Origin of the sequence: Mycobacterium sp. (assembly GCF_052143115.1) — a bacterium.
In the GTDB taxonomy this organism is placed as follows: domain Bacteria; phylum Actinomycetota; class Actinomycetes; order Mycobacteriales; family Mycobacteriaceae; genus Mycobacterium.
The window spans coordinates 1-15,481 of the sequence record NZ_JBKQTQ010000308.1 but is presented as its reverse complement, the minus strand read 5'-3'; the positions used below and the strand labels follow the sequence as shown (position 1 = coordinate 15,481).

Here is a 15,481-nt window from a genome sequence, read left to right as displayed (position 1 = left end):
CACCCTTGACCTTTTCCAGCGCCTGATAGATCGGAACCGTGCCGACCGGCACCGGGGAGTTGCGCAGACTCCACTCGCGGGTCTCGTGAATGTTCTTGCCGGTGGACAGGTCCATGATGGTGTCGGCGCCCCACCGGGTGGCCCAAACCATCTTGTCGACCTATTCGGCGATCGAGCTGGTCACCGCCGAGTTGCCGATGTTCGCGTTCACCTTGACCGCGAACGCCTTGCCGATGATCATCGGCTCGCTCTCGGGCTGGTTGTGGTTGGCCGGGATCACCGCGCGGCCGCGGGCGACCTCGTCGCGCACGAGTTCGGCGGGCACGCCCTCGCGGGCGGCGATGAAGGCCATCTCGGCGGTGATCTCACCGGCGCGGGCCCGCTGCAGCTGGGTGCCGCGATCTCGCACCACGCCCGGCCTGCCCGGCAACCCGGCCGTCACATCGATCACCGCATCGGCGTCGGTGTAGGGGCCAGAGGTGTCGTAAAGATCGAAGTGCTGTCCGTTGGACAGATTCACCCGCCGAAACGGCACCTTGGCGGCAGGGCCGCCATCAGGAGAGATATCGAGATTTCGGTAGGCCTTGCTGCTGCCGGCGATGGGGCCGGTAGTCACGGACGGCTCGACGGCTATCACATCAGTCACTTCTCATCTCCCTACGTCGGCATTACCCGGTCAGGTTCGTACGGTCGACGGCCCCGAGCCGTCCTCTCAGCGCACTGGGCATGCGCTCCCGCGTTGTTGTGGAGTCCACGCTAGCGCAGCCGGACGGTGATGTGGAGAGGCGAGCTGCGCGCGACGTCCTGGCTAACCGGTGGGCAAGGTGTTTAAACGATGGAATGATTCTTAACGTGCACGAGGCCGCCGAGACGAGCGCCGACACCGGTGAACCATCTGTCCGGCGGCTGGCATACGGCGACGGCGACCTGGCATACGGCGACCGCGACAACGTCAGCGTCGGTGCTTTCCGGTTCTGGTTTGTCGGCCAGCGCTGGGAATGGTCCGATGAGGTAGCGCTCATGCACGGCTATGAGCCCGGTTCGGTGGTACCGACGACCGAACTGCTGCTGTCGCACAAACGTCCAGAAGACCGGAAACACGTTCAGGACCTGCTCGACCGGGCGCTCCATACCAAGAGCTCGTTCTCCAGCCGTCACCGCTTTATTGACGTGGGCGGCAATGTGCACGATGCGATCGTGGTGGCCGATCGGATGGCCGACGAGACGGGCGCAGTGGTGGGAACCGCCGGTCACTACATCGACTTGACCACCACCTTCGTCGAGACCCGGCAGGTGGCCCTCGACGAGGCATTGCCTGACCTGTTCGAGGCCCGCGCGCTGATCGAGCAGGTCAAAGGCGTCCTGATGGCCGTCTACCGGGTCAGCGCGGATCAAGCCTTCGGCGTGCTGCGGTGGCGATCGCAGGAGACCAACACCAAACTGCGCGCGCTGGCCAACCAGCTCATCGCCGAAATCGCCACGCTGCCAGCGCCGTCGGCGGAGGTGCAAAGCGCCTTCGACCATCTTTTGTTGACGGTGCAAGAGCGTATTGAGGGCGAACCCAACACATAACCGGGTCGCCGGTTAGGCTCGACAATGCCGCAGACGGCAAGCGGCACGACGGGTGAACGCGATGGATTTGTTGGTGGTCGACTACGAGGTACGACCGGAAGCTGTGGTCCTGCAGGCCAAGGGCGAGGTGGATTCCAGCACCGCTGGCGACCTCACCTCACAGCTGGATGCGGCGCTGCAGCAGGCCGGGACCCAAGCCTCTCGACTGCTCATTATCGATTTGCAGGCCGTGACCTACTTCGGCAGCGCCGGACTGAACGCGGTCCTCGATTGTCACAGGCAAGGGCTGCAGGCTGGGACGTCCGTGCGGCTGGTTGCCGACAATGGACTGGTAGTTCGCCCGATCGAGGTGACGAACCTGGACAGCGTCCTCGAGCTCTACCCCACGCTGCCCGATGCGCTGCAAGGCCGTGATACCGAGCAGGGGCAGTGATCGGGTCTCACCCCCGCGTCTGGGCCAGCGAGCCGCAGGATCTACCACCCGACCTTGCCGAGGCGGTCGCACTCGGCGGTGAGATGGGTCGTCTGTTCGCGGAATTCGATTGGGCTGCACATCCATTGGGATCGCCGCAGGAGTGGTCAGCGGAGGTACGGTCGGCGGTCGCGGTGGTGTTGACCTCGCGGTTTCCGATCGTGTTGTGGTTGGGCGCTGAAGACCTGTTCCTGGTGTACAACGACGCCTACATCCAGATCCTGGGTGACAAACACCCGGCCGCGCTGGGCCGACGCGGCCGATTCGTGTGGTGGGACATCTGGGAGCCGATCAGTCCGATGCTGGCCAGCGTGATCGCGACCGGGGAGGCTACCTGGTCGCACGATTTGATGCTGCCGATGGTGACCGCCGGTCGACGCCAGGAACGCTACTTCACCTTCACCTACAGCCCACTGGTCGGACACACCGGCGAGATTTACGGGATCTTCTGCCCCTCCTGGGAGACCACCGAGCGGGTGATCAGCGAGCGGCGCCTGCATCTCCTCAACGCAGTGGCCTCGGCGACGATGGAAACCCGCACCGTCGACGACGCGGTGAGCGCTGCTATTTCGGTGTGTGCCGACCAGCCCGCCGACGTACCGCTCGTCGCGGCATACGTCAGTGATGGGGACGCGGCCGATACCGCCCTGCGCGGAGCAACGCCGTCGGTGCTGGCGCTGCTGCCGCCCACCCTGGAAAAGCTCACCCACTGGGAGCCGATGGCGCGGTCACGGGCGGAGGTGCAGATCATCGACGACGTAGCGTCGGTGATTCGCGGTGTGCATGAAGTGTTGGACGGCGATTGTCCGGACCAGGCCCTGGTGCTACCGCTGGGCGAGGACGCCATCGCGGGGGCGCTGGTGGTGGGAACAAACCCGCGCTGTCCGCTGGATGAGCAATATCTCGGGTTTTGTCAGCTGCTCGCCGACCAGCTGTCCTCGGCGCTGGCTTCGGTGGTCTCCCATGAGCGGCAGCGGCAACGCGCCGATGCGCTGGCCGAACTGGACCACGCCAAGACGGCGTTTTTGACCAACGTCAGCCACGAATTCCGCACGCCGCTAACCCTGCTTCTAGGACCCCTCGAGGACGCGCTCTCCGATGTCGGTTCGGACACGGTTCTCGCGGCGCGGCTGCGGATGGCCCGGCGTAACGCGGGACGGCTGCTGCGCCTGGTCGACTCGCTGCTGCAGTTCTCCCGTATCGAAGCAGGCCGCGCCACCACGAGATTGGTGTGCACCGATGTCGGGGCGTTGACGTCGCAGATCGCGTCGTCGTTCGCCGAACTGTGCGAGCGGGCCGGGCTTGAACTTGTCCTCGACTGCCGCCCGGCACTGGCCGACCTCGACCCGGACATGTGGGAAACCATCATGCTCAACCTGCTGTCCAACGCGGTCAAGTACACGCTGAGCGGCTCGATCACCGTCACGGTCCACAGCGGCGGCAACCAGTGCCTGGTCAGCGTCCGCGACACTGGTGTCGGGATCAGCGAGGCGGACCTGAAGCGGCTCGGCGAACGCTTCTTTCGGGCCGACACCGCGCGGGGCCGCAGTGTGGAAGGCTCCGGAATCGGGCTGTCACTGGTGCGTGGGCTGGTGGAACTCCAACAAGGCAGCATGCAGATCGCCAGCGAACTCGACCGCGGCACGACCGTCGCCGTTACGCTGCCCAAGTCGCTCGCCGCCACACCGATCTACCATCGACCGGCCGATCTGCTGGACAGCCCTTACGTCGTCGAGGCGGACCAATGGGTGGCATCGCTGCCCGACGAGTCTGCGCCCGCCGACGACAATCGCGAACTGGTGTTGATCGCCGACGACAACGCCGACATGCGGGCTCACATACACCAGGTGCTGTCGCCGCACTGGAGGACGGTCCTGGTCGCCGACGGCGAAGCGGCCCTGCGGACCGCCTGCGAGCTTCGCCCAGACGCCATCGTGACCGATGTGATGATGCCCAAGCTCGACGGCTTCGACTTCGTCTCGGCCGTTCGTCGCGATCCCGAACTGGCCGCCACTCCGATCCTCATGCTCTCCGCCCGCGCCGGAGACGAGGCCGTCAGCGAAGGCTACGCCGGCGGCGCGGACGACTACCTGCCCAAACCATTTCGCTCGCAGGAGCTGATCGAGAGGGTCGCGGCGCGGTTGTCCGCCGCCAACCGCGAACGTGCCGGTCGGCTACAGCGCGAAGCCGAGCTTCGGCATACCTCCGCCGCCGCCCAACTAGATGCCGCGTTGCAGGCCGCCGAGTCCGTCGGGGGAATCGCCGAAGCGCTGCTGGCCTCTCCGCTCGGCGCGGGCGGTGCGACAGTCGTCGTGATCGGTCTCCTCGACGCCGAGGAGAACAACGTCCGGTTCGAGTACGCCGGACCGGTGCCCGTGGAATACCGCGACCGCTACCACGTGGCCACCCTGGACACGCCGCTGGTGCCGATTGACGTCATCAAGACCGGCCAGACGATGGTCATCACCGATACCTTCGCGCTCGCCCCGCGTTATGGGCACGTAGTGCAGGAGACCGCGCACAGCGTCCGGTCGTGCGTCAGCCAGCCGTTGCGCGGTCATGACGGAAGCGTGATCGGTTCCATCGGGCTGCTGTGGCCGATACCGCGCGATTTCGACTCCGCTGAGCTCGAGATGTTCGCCCGGACTGCGGAGGTCACTCAGGCGGCCGTGGGCCGGGTCCGCAGTGCACAGCGCGAACATCGGATTGCCGTTGACTTCCAGGAGCATCTGCTCGATCTCGACCGCGGGTCAACGGCCGCGGTCGTGGCGGCCGTGTATCAGCCCGGCGGCGAGGCGATGCGCGTCGGCGGGGACTGGTATCTGGTGGCGCCGCTACAGCAACCGGGCCAGATCGCGATATCCGTCGGCGACGTGGTCGGACACGGTCTGCCCGCGGCGATCGTGATGAGCAGACTCCGCGCCGCGGTGGCGGCTACCGCTCTCACCGGCGCCGATCCGGGTGCGGTGCTCAGCTCCCTGGACAGGTATGCGGCGGCGGTCCCCGGTGCGCGCTGCGCAACGGTCAGTTATGCCGTGATTGACACTGGGCAACCGGGAACTGCCGACGGCACCTCCCGCGTCAGCTATTCCTGCGCGGGTCATCCCTATCCATTGCTGGTAGCGCCGGATCAACGGCCCGTTTTTCTGCAGGCCGGGCGGCGTCCCCCGGTTGCGGCGTGGGAACACCGTCTCAAGTCGAACACGGCAGAATACGAGTTGCCGGCGGGCAGCCTGCTGCTGCTGTACACCGACGGATTGATCGAGCGGCCGGGCGAGACGCTCGATCAAGGATTCGAGCGGCTACAGGCCGCGGCCGCATATCGGGCGGAACTGTCGGTCGGGGAGTTCTGTGATGAGTTGCTGGACCGGATGGCTCCGCCCGGTGGTTATACCGACGACGTCGTCCTGTTGGCCTTGCGTCCCAACCACGCTACGGCGCGCAGTTTTGCCACCGTGCTGCCCGCCACACCGATGACCATCCCGCAGGCTCGGCACCGGCTGCGCCACTGGCTGACCGGTATCGCCGTAGATCCGCGCCGGGCAGCCGACATCCTGTTGGCCACCGGCGAGGCGGTGAGTAATGCGATCGAACATGGCAGCGGCGGCGATCCGCTCAGGACCGTCTCCGTCGAGGCTTTTGTGCGCGGTCACACCGTCACCGCGACGGTCAGCGATACCGGGCGGTGGTCCGGTGATTCGTCGGCCAGCCAACGTAGCCTGCGCGGCGGGCGGGGGCTCACCATGATCAACGGACTCGCGGACCACGTGAAGACCATACGCACCGCGCACGGCACTCGAATTACCCTGAGTTTCCACCACGCGGTTGTCCCGGAGGCCAGTTTGGTGGAGGGCGTAATACGATGACCCGCGCGGTTTTTCAGCTGCAGAACCCCGACAACGGCGCCGCGGCGACCACCACCGCCGAGGTGACAGTTACCGGCGAGATCGACGTGACCAACGTCGACGAGTTCACGCGGTCGGTGCTGGACGTGCCGGGCCCGCGGCCCATCATCCTTGAACTGAGCGGGGTGAAATACCTGGACAGCGCGGGATTCGCCGCGCTTGATCGGCTGCTCGAACAGAACGCTATCGTCCTCGTTCTGTCGCCGGATAGCTTCATGTATCGAGTGGCCGAACTCATGTGCTTGCCGATTCACCATGACAGCGAGAGCGCGCGCCGCGCGCTACGGGAAAAAGAAGCAGGAGGGCTGGAGCCAGATCTCTGGCCCTAAACCTCTTCGATGGCCTCGCCGAGCTCTTCGAGGATGCGGTTGTGGTGGTTACTGGCCAGCAGGTGGCCCGCTGCAATGACGACCGCGACCGGCCAGTCGATGAGCTCGAATGCGGCCAAGGCGGCCAAAGCGCTGTAGTAGGCGAGCGCCTCGGGTCGGGGAATCTCTACCTTTCCGACCAGCGGCAAGTTCACGAAGAACGTCTCGCCCTCGCGGATCTGCGCGACGGCCTCGGCCTGGGACGTTGCGCGGCGGGGCTTCTTTTCGACCATCATTTGCCTTTCAGTAACTTAAGGTTTGCCGTCCAGCAGAGTGCCCCGGTCACCGTCGGGAGTATGACGTCGACGACGGAGAATCTCGCCGACCCACTAGCCTCAGGGGCCGCTGTTTTTCTGGCGATCCCGCTGATCGAGTTGTACGCGGTTCTGTGGCGGCTTGGCCTTGTTCAGGTTGGGACTCGTCAGGCGCCCGATCGGGGCCGGCTTCGAGCTCCAGTGGAAGCTTACTGTCGAGCACGCGGGTCGCGACGCCCACCGCGGCGGTCGCAACCCCGGCTGAGCCCAGCGCCTGCGCCCACCCGATCGGGCCGAGCGGCGTACAGCCCAAAAGCTGGCTGACGCCGGGGATGCTGATCAGCGTCCCCATCACGGCCAGCGATCCGCCGGCGGTCAAGACCACCAACGGCGCACGCGACTCCAGCAGCGTCTGACCCAGCTGGGTGCTCACCAACGCGACCAAGGCCACCGTCGACGCGCGTCGTGGCCGTCCGGTCACGCCGGCCATCATCCAAGCCGCAGTCGCCGCCGCCGCGGTGGTCGTCCCGCGGATGGCGACGGCTCGCCATAGCGCCCGTTGATCGGGGCCGCCGCGGCCGGTCTGCACCGGGCCGCTCGGCGGGCTCACGGCAAGAGCGGCGGCGGGGAACGCATCGGTCATCATGTTCACCAGCAGCAGCTGTCGGGTGTTGAGTGGCGACGTTCCGCTGATCGCGCTGCCGATGATCGCGAAAGCCACCTCGCCGGCGTTGCCGCCCAACAGCACCGATACCGCGGCGTGCACCCGCTGCCAGAGCTGGCGGCCCTCGTCGACGGCTGCGACGAGCGCTTCGATTCGGGCGTCGACCAGCACCACATCGGCCGCGATGCTGGCCGGATCGCTGCCGCGCGCCACGACGGCGATACCGACGGTGGCGGCTCGGATCGCGGCGGCGTCGTTGGACCCGTCGCCGACCATCGCGCATACTTTGCCGCTGCGTTCGAGCGTCTGGACGACCTGGACTTTGTTCTCCGGTGACATCCGGGCGAAGATCACCCGCTCGGTGACGACGCGTTCCTGGTCTTTGCGCGACAAGGCGTCCCACTCCGCACCAGTGATGACCTGCTCGGCACTCACCGGCATGCCCATTTCCCGCGCGATAGCGGTGGCGGTGATCGGGTGATCGCCGGTGATCAACCGGATGCCGACCTCGCGTTCGGACAGGGCCTTGAGCAGTGCGGGTGCTTCGGCTCGCGGCGTGTCGGACAGCCCGAGGAATCCTGCCAGTGACAACTCGTCGTCGGCCAGGTCGGCGATGGAGTCTTCGTCGTCGGCTACCAGCTTGGCCTGTTGCGGGCTGAGCCGGCGCCGCGCGACGGCAATCACCCGCAGCCCTTCGGCCGCCAGCTGACGCACCGTCTGATCGATGTCCGGACCGACGTCCCGGCAAGCGGCGAGGACCACTTCGGGTGCGCCTTTGATGGTCAGCTCGTCGTCGGACACCGATGCCGAGAACGACCTGCCGGACCGGAACGGCAGATGAGCGTCGGCTTCCGCGTCGGGATGGAAGCCGTTGGAGGCATCGACCGCCAGCGCCGCCTCGATGATGGCCAGGTCGGTGGCGTGCACCTGCGCACCGCCGTTTGCCGCCGGCGCTGCGTGCGCAGCGAAGCGCAATACATCGTCGCGGGAGTAGCCGGCCACCGGATGCACCTGCGCCACCCGCAGGCGGTTTTCGGATAGCGTGCCGGTCTTGTCGAAGCAGACGACGTCGACGCGGCCGAGCGCCTCGACCGAACGGGGGATACGCACCAGCGCGCCGTATTCGGTCAGGCGTCGGGCCGACGCGGCTTGTGCGAGCGTCGCCACCAGCGGCATACCTTCCGGGACCGCGGCCACGGTGATCGCGATTCCACTGGCCACGGCTTCGCGTATTCCTCGACCGCGTAACAGGCCCAGTAAGCTGACCAGGGCGCCGCCGGCTGTGCTGACCGGGAATGCCTGGTTGGTGAGCTTGCTGAGCTGGTGCTGCAGCCCGACCTCTGGCACGTCACCGGACGCGAGTTCGGCGGCGCGACGCGCCTGGGTGTCGGCGCCGACGGCGGTCACCAGCGCCACCGCGGTACCCGCGACGATCGTGGTGCCGGCGAACAGCATGCAGCGGCGCTCGGCCAGTTCGGCACCCGGTGTGGCGTCGATCTGCTTCTCGACCGGCAAAGACTCACCGGTCAGCGTCGACTCGTCGACCTCGAGGTCGTCTTCCTCGATCAGCCGGGCGTCCGCGGGGATCACCTCGTGGGTCCGTATCTCGATCACATCGCCGGGCCGCAGCTGCTCCGCGACGACCTCGGTGTACGCCGGCTCGCCGTCGGGACCGATTGTCACTTTGCGGGCCGGTGGAATCTGTTGCGCCAGCAATTCGTTCAGTCGGCTTTCGGCACGCAGGCGCTGGCTGGCGGCGAGCACGGAGTTTCCGGTGAGCACCGAACCCACCAGGACCGCGTCGACCGGCGACCCGAGGATCGCGCTGGCTGCCGAGCCGAGAGCCAGTACCGGGGTCAGCGGGTCGGATAACTCGGCTTGTACCGCCTTGGCAAACTGCCAAACCGCTCGCCGCGGTCGTCCGGTCAGTTCGGCGCCGCGGTGGGCGGTTTCCATGGCCCGGCTGGCCAGCGCCCCATGGCGGGGCGCCATTGATTCGTCGGCGTCCGGCGGCGGCAACATCTTTCGCACCTGCTCGACCGACATTGCGTGCCATTCGTGGATTGGGGCCGGCAGCGGAGTCGGTGCGCGAACCACCCGGCGGGCCATCAAGTAGCCGGACAGCAGACCCGCCGCCGCACCCGTGGTCACCGGGCCGGGCCCGCGGCCGCGCACGCCGGGCAGCATCAGCAGCGCACCCAACGCCGTCGCGCCGGTCGATATCTCGATGCCACGCCGGCTTGCCGTCCTGGCTGCGGGGACCGCATGCAGCAGCCGCCAAGCGCCGGCGAGGTCACTCAGGATCAGATCCGCCGTCCAGGGGGGCGGATCGCCGTCGGAGTTGGGCATTACACCCAGCCCGACGTCGGCCGACGAAAGTGCTTGTGCACCTGACGAAGACAGCACCGCGACGGTGTGACCGGACTGTTGCAGAGCGGTCAGCGCCGCGACGAGCGCATCATCGACGGATCCGTTCTCCGGCGGCCGCAGCTCATCGAACGCGGGTCGCAGCTCGCCCAGGTCATCGATGTCGACACAGATTAAATCCAGGCCGGCCCGACGTGCCTCGGCCAATACAGCTGAGGCCAGCGGATCGTGCGTGGGGCCGATCAGCGCTTCGACGGCCGGCCCTCCGGGAACCGGGTGCCAGCCGACACGTAGGCCTCGTTTCTCCAGCAGCAGTTGCGCGCGGTTCCAGGCCGGGGATATCTCGTCCTCATCGGCGCCGCGCACCCGCACCACGCGCAGCGTGTCGGTGCACAACACCCTGGGATCGACCAGCAGCGCGTCGACCCGGTCGAGCCGGCGCAGGCTTTGCGGGTGCAGTGGCAAGACGGCGTGCTGGTCGGCCAACCCTTGGCCAAGCGCCGCGGCGAACGATTCGCGCGTGGTGCGGGTGGCTTTCGGTGTCGTGACCAACGCCGTGGTCGAGGTCATGTTGAGGTTGCGGGTGGTGGCGCCGACGGCCGCGACACCGACCGCCTGAAGTAATGCGCTGCGACGTGAGTGCCGCTCTATCAGTCCCTCGGGCAGCGGCACCGGGCGGGACGCCGGGTAGACGTCGGCCTGCTCGGCATGGCGGGCCAGCCTCGGTTCGTGGCGGCTCCAGGCCTGCGCCTCGGCGCGCATTTCGGCGGCTTTCAGCGTTTCCATCATCAAGTCCACGGCCAGCGACGCCGGCGAGAGCTCAATGACGTGTGCGGCCGTCATAGCCAGGCTGAGCAGCGTGTCCGTCGCGGACTGACCGATGCTGTCCTCGAGCAGACGGCGCACGCGCGGCTGGTAATCGACGGCCACCACCGCCGCCTCGAAACCGTAGTTCAGACGCGGCCACCGCAGCAGCCGGCCGGCGACCGCGGCGCCCATCCCGGCAGCTGTGGCGCCGACCCCCACCGCCTTGGTGGCCAGCAGCAGGCCGTCGCCCGGCAAGGGTTTCGGACGTGCGGCGCTATCAGTTGAGCGGCAACGCTTTTCAGCCTCGTCAACCGCTCTGCACAGCTCGCGCAGTGAGGTCTGGTCGCCGTTGAGGCTCACGACGAGCCGCGACAATGGGCGGTTCAGGCTGGCGGAAGTGACCCCAGGGCGTGCGAGTGCGGCGTCGACGACGGCGCGCCCAAGCTCGGCGCCGCCCGGGCCGTCGAGGCCGCGGACCTCGATCCACGCACGTCCTCTGCCACGCCAGCTATGCCGAGTCAACGTGGCCGCGGGCAGGCCGTCCGACAGCGCTTTGACACCTTCCCGAACCGGGATCGCGGCCATGGTCAGGCCCGTTGACGCGACCGTGCCCAAGTTTTCTGCAGCGGACGCCGCGGTGTGCAGGGTGGCGCCTACGAGCGCGGACGTTGCTTGGATGCCAAGCGTGACCGCGCGGAGCGGAGATGCTAGCACTGTTCTGACGGTACCCAACCGGGGAATTAACGGCGGGTGCGCGACTGTGTGCCGCGCGCCTGCCCTGCCGCAGCCCGCTTGGCCGGCGACCTGCGTTGTGACGTCGAACCGGTCGACTTGGTGGGAACCGCTTTCACCGGTGTGACCGTCGCGTCGTGCGAGCCGTTGGTGTGTGAGTTATTCAACTGCCGCAGCAACAAGGCGCCGCCGCCGATGGCCAACACCACCGGCCAGTCGAGGAGCCCTGCGACACCGAGCGCGCCCAATGTCAGTGCGGCTGCCGGCGTCGAATGGCTACCGCTGCCAATGCCCTTCTGCACGCCGGCTGCGGCTCCGGTCACGGCGCCGACGACACCGTTGACCGCGGCGCCGCCCACTGCACCCGCGGCCGCGGTGGTTGCTGCCGCGGCGCGGCCCGCCGTTCGACTCACGTTGCGTACGGCGTCGTTAACGACACCCATGATGACTCCCTGATGGTTTGTTGGTGAAGCCGTGAACCTGATACCCGCTGCACGCCAAATTGGCGCCGGTTGTATACGCGCAGACTCGCAAAGTTCATGAAACCGTCACGATACCGCGCAGCATCTGGCAATCCTATGTCTCTGTCCGGCAAATGAACAGTGAATGAATACCCGCGAGCCGTTTTTACATGCGTCAATCTGCGCGCAGATCCACCATGACCGGCGCGTGGTCGCTGGGCGCCGTGCCTTTCCGTTCCTCCCGAACGATCTGCGCGTCAGCGACCCGGTCGGCCAGCGCGGGGGAGGCGAGGATGAAGTCGATGCGCATTCCCTGTCTCTTCGGGAACCGCAGCTGGGTGTAGTCCCAATAGGTGTAAACCCCGGGGCCGGGGGTGAAAGGCCTTACTACATCCGAGAATTGAGCGTTGACGATAGCGTCGAACGCCTCGCGCTCCGGTTCGGAGACGTGTGTGGCGCCGTGGAAGAACTCGACGCTCCAGACGTCATCGTCGGTTGGGGCGATGTTCCAGTCCCCGACTAATGCAATCTGCGCAGACGGATCGTCGCGTAGCCAGTTCTCGGCTGTATCACGGAGTGCGGCAAGCCAATTCAGCTTGTAGGTGTAATGCGGATCACCCACGGCGCGGCCGTTGGGCACGTAGAGGCTCCACACCCGAACCCCTGCGCAGGTGGCGGCCAGGGCGCGGGCTTCGGCCGCGGCCGCCACATCCGGCTTGCTACTCCAGCTCGGCTGGCCGTCGAAGCCGACCTCGACGTGGTCGAGGCCGACTCGTGATGCGATCGCCACGCCGTTCCACTGGTTGAATCCGCAATGCGCCACCTCGTAGCCGAGCTCCAAGAAGGGCATCGTCGGAAACTGGTCGTCGGCGCACTTGGTCTCTTGCATAGCCAGCACGTCGACCTCGGCGCGCTCCAGCCAATCGAGCACTCGGTCCAGCCGGGTGCGAATCGAGTTCACGTTCCAGGTGGCCAGCCGAAGCGCGCCGTCGGGCATGGCCCGACCCTACGTGAATTGTTCGGCTCTCCCCCTCGCCGCTTCGCGGCTGGGGTTGACCCACCTCGGGCCGCTTCGCTGCTCCCATCGTCGCCGAACTACGTGGTGTCGGCGAGCGCCGAGGTTGCCGCGAAATAGCGCGCGCGGTGATGCAGCGCGAAGCCCATCGACCGGGCCAGGCCGGCGGCGGCGTGATCGTCGTCGAGAAGCCGGACGTAGCCGCGGGTGGCACCACGAGCCGCACCCCACGCCAGCAGGGCTTCGCATACCGCCCGGCCGGCACCCTGGTCTGCCATCCGCACCGCCGACAGACCCACCCAACGAGCGCCATTCGGGGCGTCGGTGACCGAGCCTCGTGCCACCGCCAGTTCCGTGTGCATCCCGAACACCAGCTCGCCATCGACGACCGCGGTCAGCACATCAACGGGGATCTCGCGGCGGTAGAGCCGTAGCCAGGTGTCATCCGGGTGGGTCGATAGTCGGACCGACGGGTCAGGCTGGGCGGCGCACACGTCGCGGACCAGCACGGCGTTGGCCTGCTCGCCCACAGCGGGCAGCCGCAGCAGGCGGTCTGCGATCGCCAGCCGCGGGGTTAGGCCGCGCCGGGTGTACCAGTCGACTATCGCCGGTATCGTGGCCGGGTCGGCGGAGACGTCAAGCGGCACAGCGGAGTTCGCACGAGACGTGAGGCCATGCCCGGCGCGCAGCAGCCAGCCGTCCAGCCACTGCTGCTGCACACCCGGCCACGCGAATGCAGCGGCGTGCTCGAGCGCGCGGATCTGCGAGGTGCGCACCGGCGCGTCGCTCAGTGTCCGTACCGCGACCACATCCGCGGGCGCAAACTGCACCACCGCCCCGGTTTTCGTCTGTACCCGCACCAGCGGCTCGATGCCGAGTAGATGGCCCACCGCGTCGGTCAGAGGTGGGACCGACCCGGGGGGCCGACGATAACGCACCGTGACCCTGGTGCCGGGTGGAGGCCACGAAACCATCAGTGGCCGAACGGGTCCGGCTCTTCACCCGGTGTCCACGACAACCCGGGGACGCCCCACCCGTGGGATTTGACCGCGCGTTTTGCGGCGCGGGCGTGTCGTCCGATCAAGCGGTCCAGATACAGGAAGCCATCCAGGTGTCCGGTCTCGTGCTGGAGCATCCGAGCGAATAACCCCTCGCCCTCGACCGTGATCGGGCTGCCGTTGGCGTCGAGTCCGGTCACCTGGGCCCACTTGGCTCGCCCGGTCGGAAACGTCTCACCCGGTACCGAGAGGCAACCCTCATCGTCGTTTTCCGGGTCGGGCATCGTCTCGGGAATTTCCGAGGTCTCCAGCACCGGATTGACGACAACGCCGCGGCGCCGCGCCGACTGCCCACGTTCGTCGGCGCAGTCGTAGACGAATACCCGCAAGCCGGCGCCGATCTGATTGGCGGCCAGGCCAACCCCGTTGGCGGCCCCCATGGTGTCGTAGAGCGTGGCGATCAAATCGGCCAAATCGGTGGGCAGCGAACCGTCGGCGGCGACCGGTACCAGCTTGGTCGGGGTGTGCAGGACGGGATCTCCCACGATGCGGATGGGTACGACTGCCATGACCGGCAAGCTTAAGCCCGCCGACGATGCACGCCGTTTGCGGCGTGAGGTGGGGGCACCTCCCAGCCGCGTAGCGGCTAGGGGGCAAGGCGGGCAATCCAACTAAGCCCGCCGACGATGCACGCCGCTTGCGGCGTGAGGAGAAGGCGGGCAATCCAACTAAGCTGCTCCGGTTGCGGTGCGAGGCGGTGACAGGCAATCTCACCTAGTCAGCCGACTCGCGGGCTTGGGTTCCGGATCAACACTTGCGAGCGTGGTTGAATATTTGCCGGAGCAGCGAGCATTCGAGAATTCGCCGAAAGGGTCGAGGAAGCGATATGGACAGCGCTATGGCGCGGGCTAATCGATCGGGTGACGACTCTGAACTCGCCGATGGCCTAACCCGCCGCGAACATGACATTTTGGCGTTCGAGCGCCAATGGTGGAAATACGCCGGCGCCAAAGAAGAAGCCATCAAAGAGTTGTTCGCAATGTCGGCTACGCGCTACTACCAGGTTCTGAATGCTTTGGTCGACCGACCCGAAGCACTGGCAGCCGATCCGATGCTGGTCAAACGGCTACGACGGCTGCGTGCCAGTCGGCAGAAGGCGCGGGCCGCACGACGACTGGGCTTCGAAGTCACCTGAGGTATTGTCCGCCTGCTGAGCGTCGGTGTGGGTTTTGGCGCACTCCTAGATACAGTGACGTCAATGAATGAGCGCGTTCCAGACTCGACCGGGCTACCCCTGCGGGCCATGGTGATGGTGCTGCTGTTTCTCGGTGTCATTTTTTTGCTGGTCGGGTTCCAGGCCATGGGATCGGGCGCCAACTCTGACGACGACTCGTCGGTATCAACTGTGACGACGAGCACAATGGCGCCGAAAACATCGGCGAAGCCCGCGGCAAAATCCGACATTCGCGTCTACAACATTTCCAGCCAACAGGGTCTTGCCGGTCGCGCCGCCGACCAGCTGAAGGAGGGCGGCTACAACGTCACAGAGGTCGACAACCTGTCGTTGCCCAACGTCTCGGCCACCACGGTGTACTTCGGCAACGGGCCCGGCGAACGCGAAACCGCCGACGCTGTCGGTCAGCTGTTGAAAGCGCCCGTCCAACCGCGGATTCCTGAAGTCGCCGACCAGCCGCCCGGCGTCATCGTGGTGGTCGGGCGCTGAAGGGCATGACCCGACTTAGACGGTATGAGGGGCTGGGGCCTCGCTCACATGTGAACGTGGGTTGCCGTCAGGAATGTGGTCCTGGCCGGTAGAGCCACAAGATGTGGGAGGCCCCAGTGAGAAATTATCGTACGAGTGTCGGG

General features: G+C 66.8%; 12 protein-coding genes, 2 pseudogenes and 1 riboswitch. Of the genes and pseudogenes, 7 read left to right on the top strand and 7 right to left on the bottom strand.

The features are described 5' to 3' along the window. Window positions 1–637 (bottom strand): annotated as a pseudogene (locus ACLQI9_RS30625) (phosphomethylpyrimidine synthase ThiC); the annotation flags it as partial. After that, window positions 638–748, bottom strand: a riboswitch (TPP riboswitch). 92 nt (window positions 749–840) lie between these two features. On the opposite strand from ACLQI9_RS30625, the gene ACLQI9_RS30620 reads away from it, so the two are divergent. From ACLQI9_RS30620 to ACLQI9_RS30605, 4 genes are all read left to right on the top strand, one after another. Next, entirely contained in the window at window positions 841–1,572 is a 732-nt protein-coding gene (locus ACLQI9_RS30620; protein WP_442384305.1) for a PAS and ANTAR domain-containing protein, read from the top strand. A 61-nt stretch (window positions 1,573–1,633) separates the two neighbouring features. Beyond that, complete coding sequence (locus ACLQI9_RS30615; RefSeq protein WP_442384307.1) at window positions 1,634–2,005, top strand: STAS domain-containing protein; 372 nt, start codon at window positions 1,634–1,636, stop codon at window positions 2,003–2,005. Continuing rightward, entirely contained in the window at window positions 2,002–5,910 is a 3,909-nt protein-coding gene (locus ACLQI9_RS30610) for a SpoIIE family protein phosphatase (RefSeq protein ID WP_442392688.1), read from the top strand. Before ACLQI9_RS30615 ends, ACLQI9_RS30610 begins: the two co-directional genes overlap by 4 nt. Then, window positions 5,907–6,278 (top strand): STAS domain-containing protein, encoded by a 372-nt coding sequence (locus ACLQI9_RS30605; protein ID WP_442384311.1) that lies wholly within the window; start codon window positions 5,907–5,909, stop codon window positions 6,276–6,278. Before ACLQI9_RS30610 ends, ACLQI9_RS30605 begins: the two co-directional genes overlap by 4 nt. Here ACLQI9_RS30605 and ACLQI9_RS30600 read toward each other — a convergent pair. Beyond that, window positions 6,275–6,553, bottom strand: a complete 279-nt coding sequence (locus ACLQI9_RS30600; RefSeq protein ID WP_442392686.1) for a hypothetical protein — start codon at window positions 6,551–6,553, stop codon at window positions 6,275–6,277. The genes ACLQI9_RS30605 and ACLQI9_RS30600 overlap by 4 nt on opposite strands. A 60-nt stretch (window positions 6,554–6,613) precedes the next feature. Between ACLQI9_RS30600 and ACLQI9_RS30595 the strand changes: the two genes are divergently transcribed. Next, window positions 6,614–6,895, top strand: a complete 282-nt coding sequence (locus ACLQI9_RS30595; RefSeq protein ID WP_442392690.1) for an Rv1535 domain-containing protein — start codon at window positions 6,614–6,616, stop codon at window positions 6,893–6,895. Here the strand turns inward: ACLQI9_RS30595 and ACLQI9_RS30590 are convergent. The 5 genes and pseudogenes from ACLQI9_RS30590 to ACLQI9_RS30570 all read right to left on the bottom strand — a co-directional run. Next, window positions 6,870–9,191: pseudogene (locus ACLQI9_RS30590) on the bottom strand (cation-translocating P-type ATPase); the annotation flags it as partial. The gene ACLQI9_RS30595 and the pseudogene ACLQI9_RS30590 sit on opposite strands and share 26 nt — an antisense overlap. Window positions 9,192–11,149: 1,958 nt before the next feature. Further along, complete coding sequence (locus ACLQI9_RS30585) at window positions 11,150–11,584, bottom strand: hypothetical protein (RefSeq protein ID WP_442384317.1); 435 nt, start codon at window positions 11,582–11,584, stop codon at window positions 11,150–11,152. Between the two features lie 193 nt (window positions 11,585–11,777). Beyond that, a complete protein-coding gene (locus tag ACLQI9_RS30580; RefSeq protein WP_442384319.1) occupies window positions 11,778–12,599 on the bottom strand; it encodes an exodeoxyribonuclease III in 822 nt (273 codons plus the stop codon). A gap of 98 nt (window positions 12,600–12,697) precedes the next feature. Further along, window positions 12,698–13,591 (bottom strand): N-acetylglutamate synthase, CG3035 family, encoded by an 894-nt coding sequence (locus tag ACLQI9_RS30575; protein ID WP_442384321.1) that lies wholly within the window; start codon window positions 13,589–13,591, stop codon window positions 12,698–12,700. Then, window positions 13,591–14,184 carry a peptide deformylase gene (locus tag ACLQI9_RS30570; RefSeq protein ID WP_442384323.1) on the bottom strand — a complete coding sequence of 198 codons (594 nt, stop codon included), beginning with the start codon at window positions 14,182–14,184 and terminating at the stop codon, window positions 13,591–13,593. Before ACLQI9_RS30570 ends, ACLQI9_RS30575 begins: the two co-directional genes overlap by 1 nt. A gap of 317 nt (window positions 14,185–14,501) precedes the next feature. Between ACLQI9_RS30570 and ACLQI9_RS30565 the strand changes: the two genes are divergently transcribed. Both ACLQI9_RS30565 and ACLQI9_RS30560 read left to right on the top strand, forming a co-directional pair. Further along, window positions 14,502–14,810 carry a DUF3263 domain-containing protein gene (locus tag ACLQI9_RS30565; protein WP_324440997.1) on the top strand — a complete coding sequence of 103 codons (309 nt, stop codon included), beginning with the start codon at window positions 14,502–14,504 and terminating at the stop codon, window positions 14,808–14,810. Between the two features lie 63 nt (window positions 14,811–14,873). Next, window positions 14,874–15,338, top strand: coding sequence for a LytR C-terminal domain-containing protein (locus tag ACLQI9_RS30560; RefSeq protein WP_442384325.1), 465 nt, complete (start codon window positions 14,874–14,876; stop codon window positions 15,336–15,338). The last annotated feature ends 143 nt before the right edge of the window (window positions 15,339–15,481 follow it).

Excerpts from the sequence above, each read along its gene's own strand:
- ACLQI9_RS30565 (WP_324440997.1), top strand. The coding sequence starts at position 14,502 with ATGGACAGCGCTATGGCGCGGGCTAATCGATCGGGTGACGACTCTGAA.
- ACLQI9_RS30570 (WP_442384323.1), bottom strand. The coding sequence starts at position 14,184 with ATGGCAGTCGTACCCATCCGCATCGTGGGAGATCCCGTCCTGCACACC.
- ACLQI9_RS30600 (WP_442392686.1), bottom strand. The coding sequence starts at position 6,553 with ATGATGGTCGAAAAGAAGCCCCGCCGCGCAACGTCCCAGGCCGAGGCC.
- ACLQI9_RS30580 (WP_442384319.1), bottom strand. The coding sequence starts at position 12,599 with ATGCCCGACGGCGCGCTTCGGCTGGCCACCTGGAACGTGAACTCGATT.
- ACLQI9_RS30620 (WP_442384305.1), top strand. The coding sequence starts at position 841 with ATGATTCTTAACGTGCACGAGGCCGCCGAGACGAGCGCCGACACCGGT.
- ACLQI9_RS30585 (WP_442384317.1), bottom strand. The coding sequence starts at position 11,584 with ATGGGTGTCGTTAACGACGCCGTACGCAACGTGAGTCGAACGGCGGGC.
- ACLQI9_RS30560 (WP_442384325.1), top strand. The coding sequence starts at position 14,874 with ATGAATGAGCGCGTTCCAGACTCGACCGGGCTACCCCTGCGGGCCATG.
- ACLQI9_RS30595 (WP_442392690.1), top strand. The coding sequence starts at position 6,614 with ATGACGTCGACGACGGAGAATCTCGCCGACCCACTAGCCTCAGGGGCC.
- ACLQI9_RS30615 (WP_442384307.1), top strand. The coding sequence starts at position 1,634 with ATGGATTTGTTGGTGGTCGACTACGAGGTACGACCGGAAGCTGTGGTC.
- ACLQI9_RS30605 (WP_442384311.1), top strand. The coding sequence starts at position 5,907 with ATGACCCGCGCGGTTTTTCAGCTGCAGAACCCCGACAACGGCGCCGCG.
- ACLQI9_RS30575 (WP_442384321.1), bottom strand. The coding sequence starts at position 13,591 with ATGGTTTCGTGGCCTCCACCCGGCACCAGGGTCACGGTGCGTTATCGT.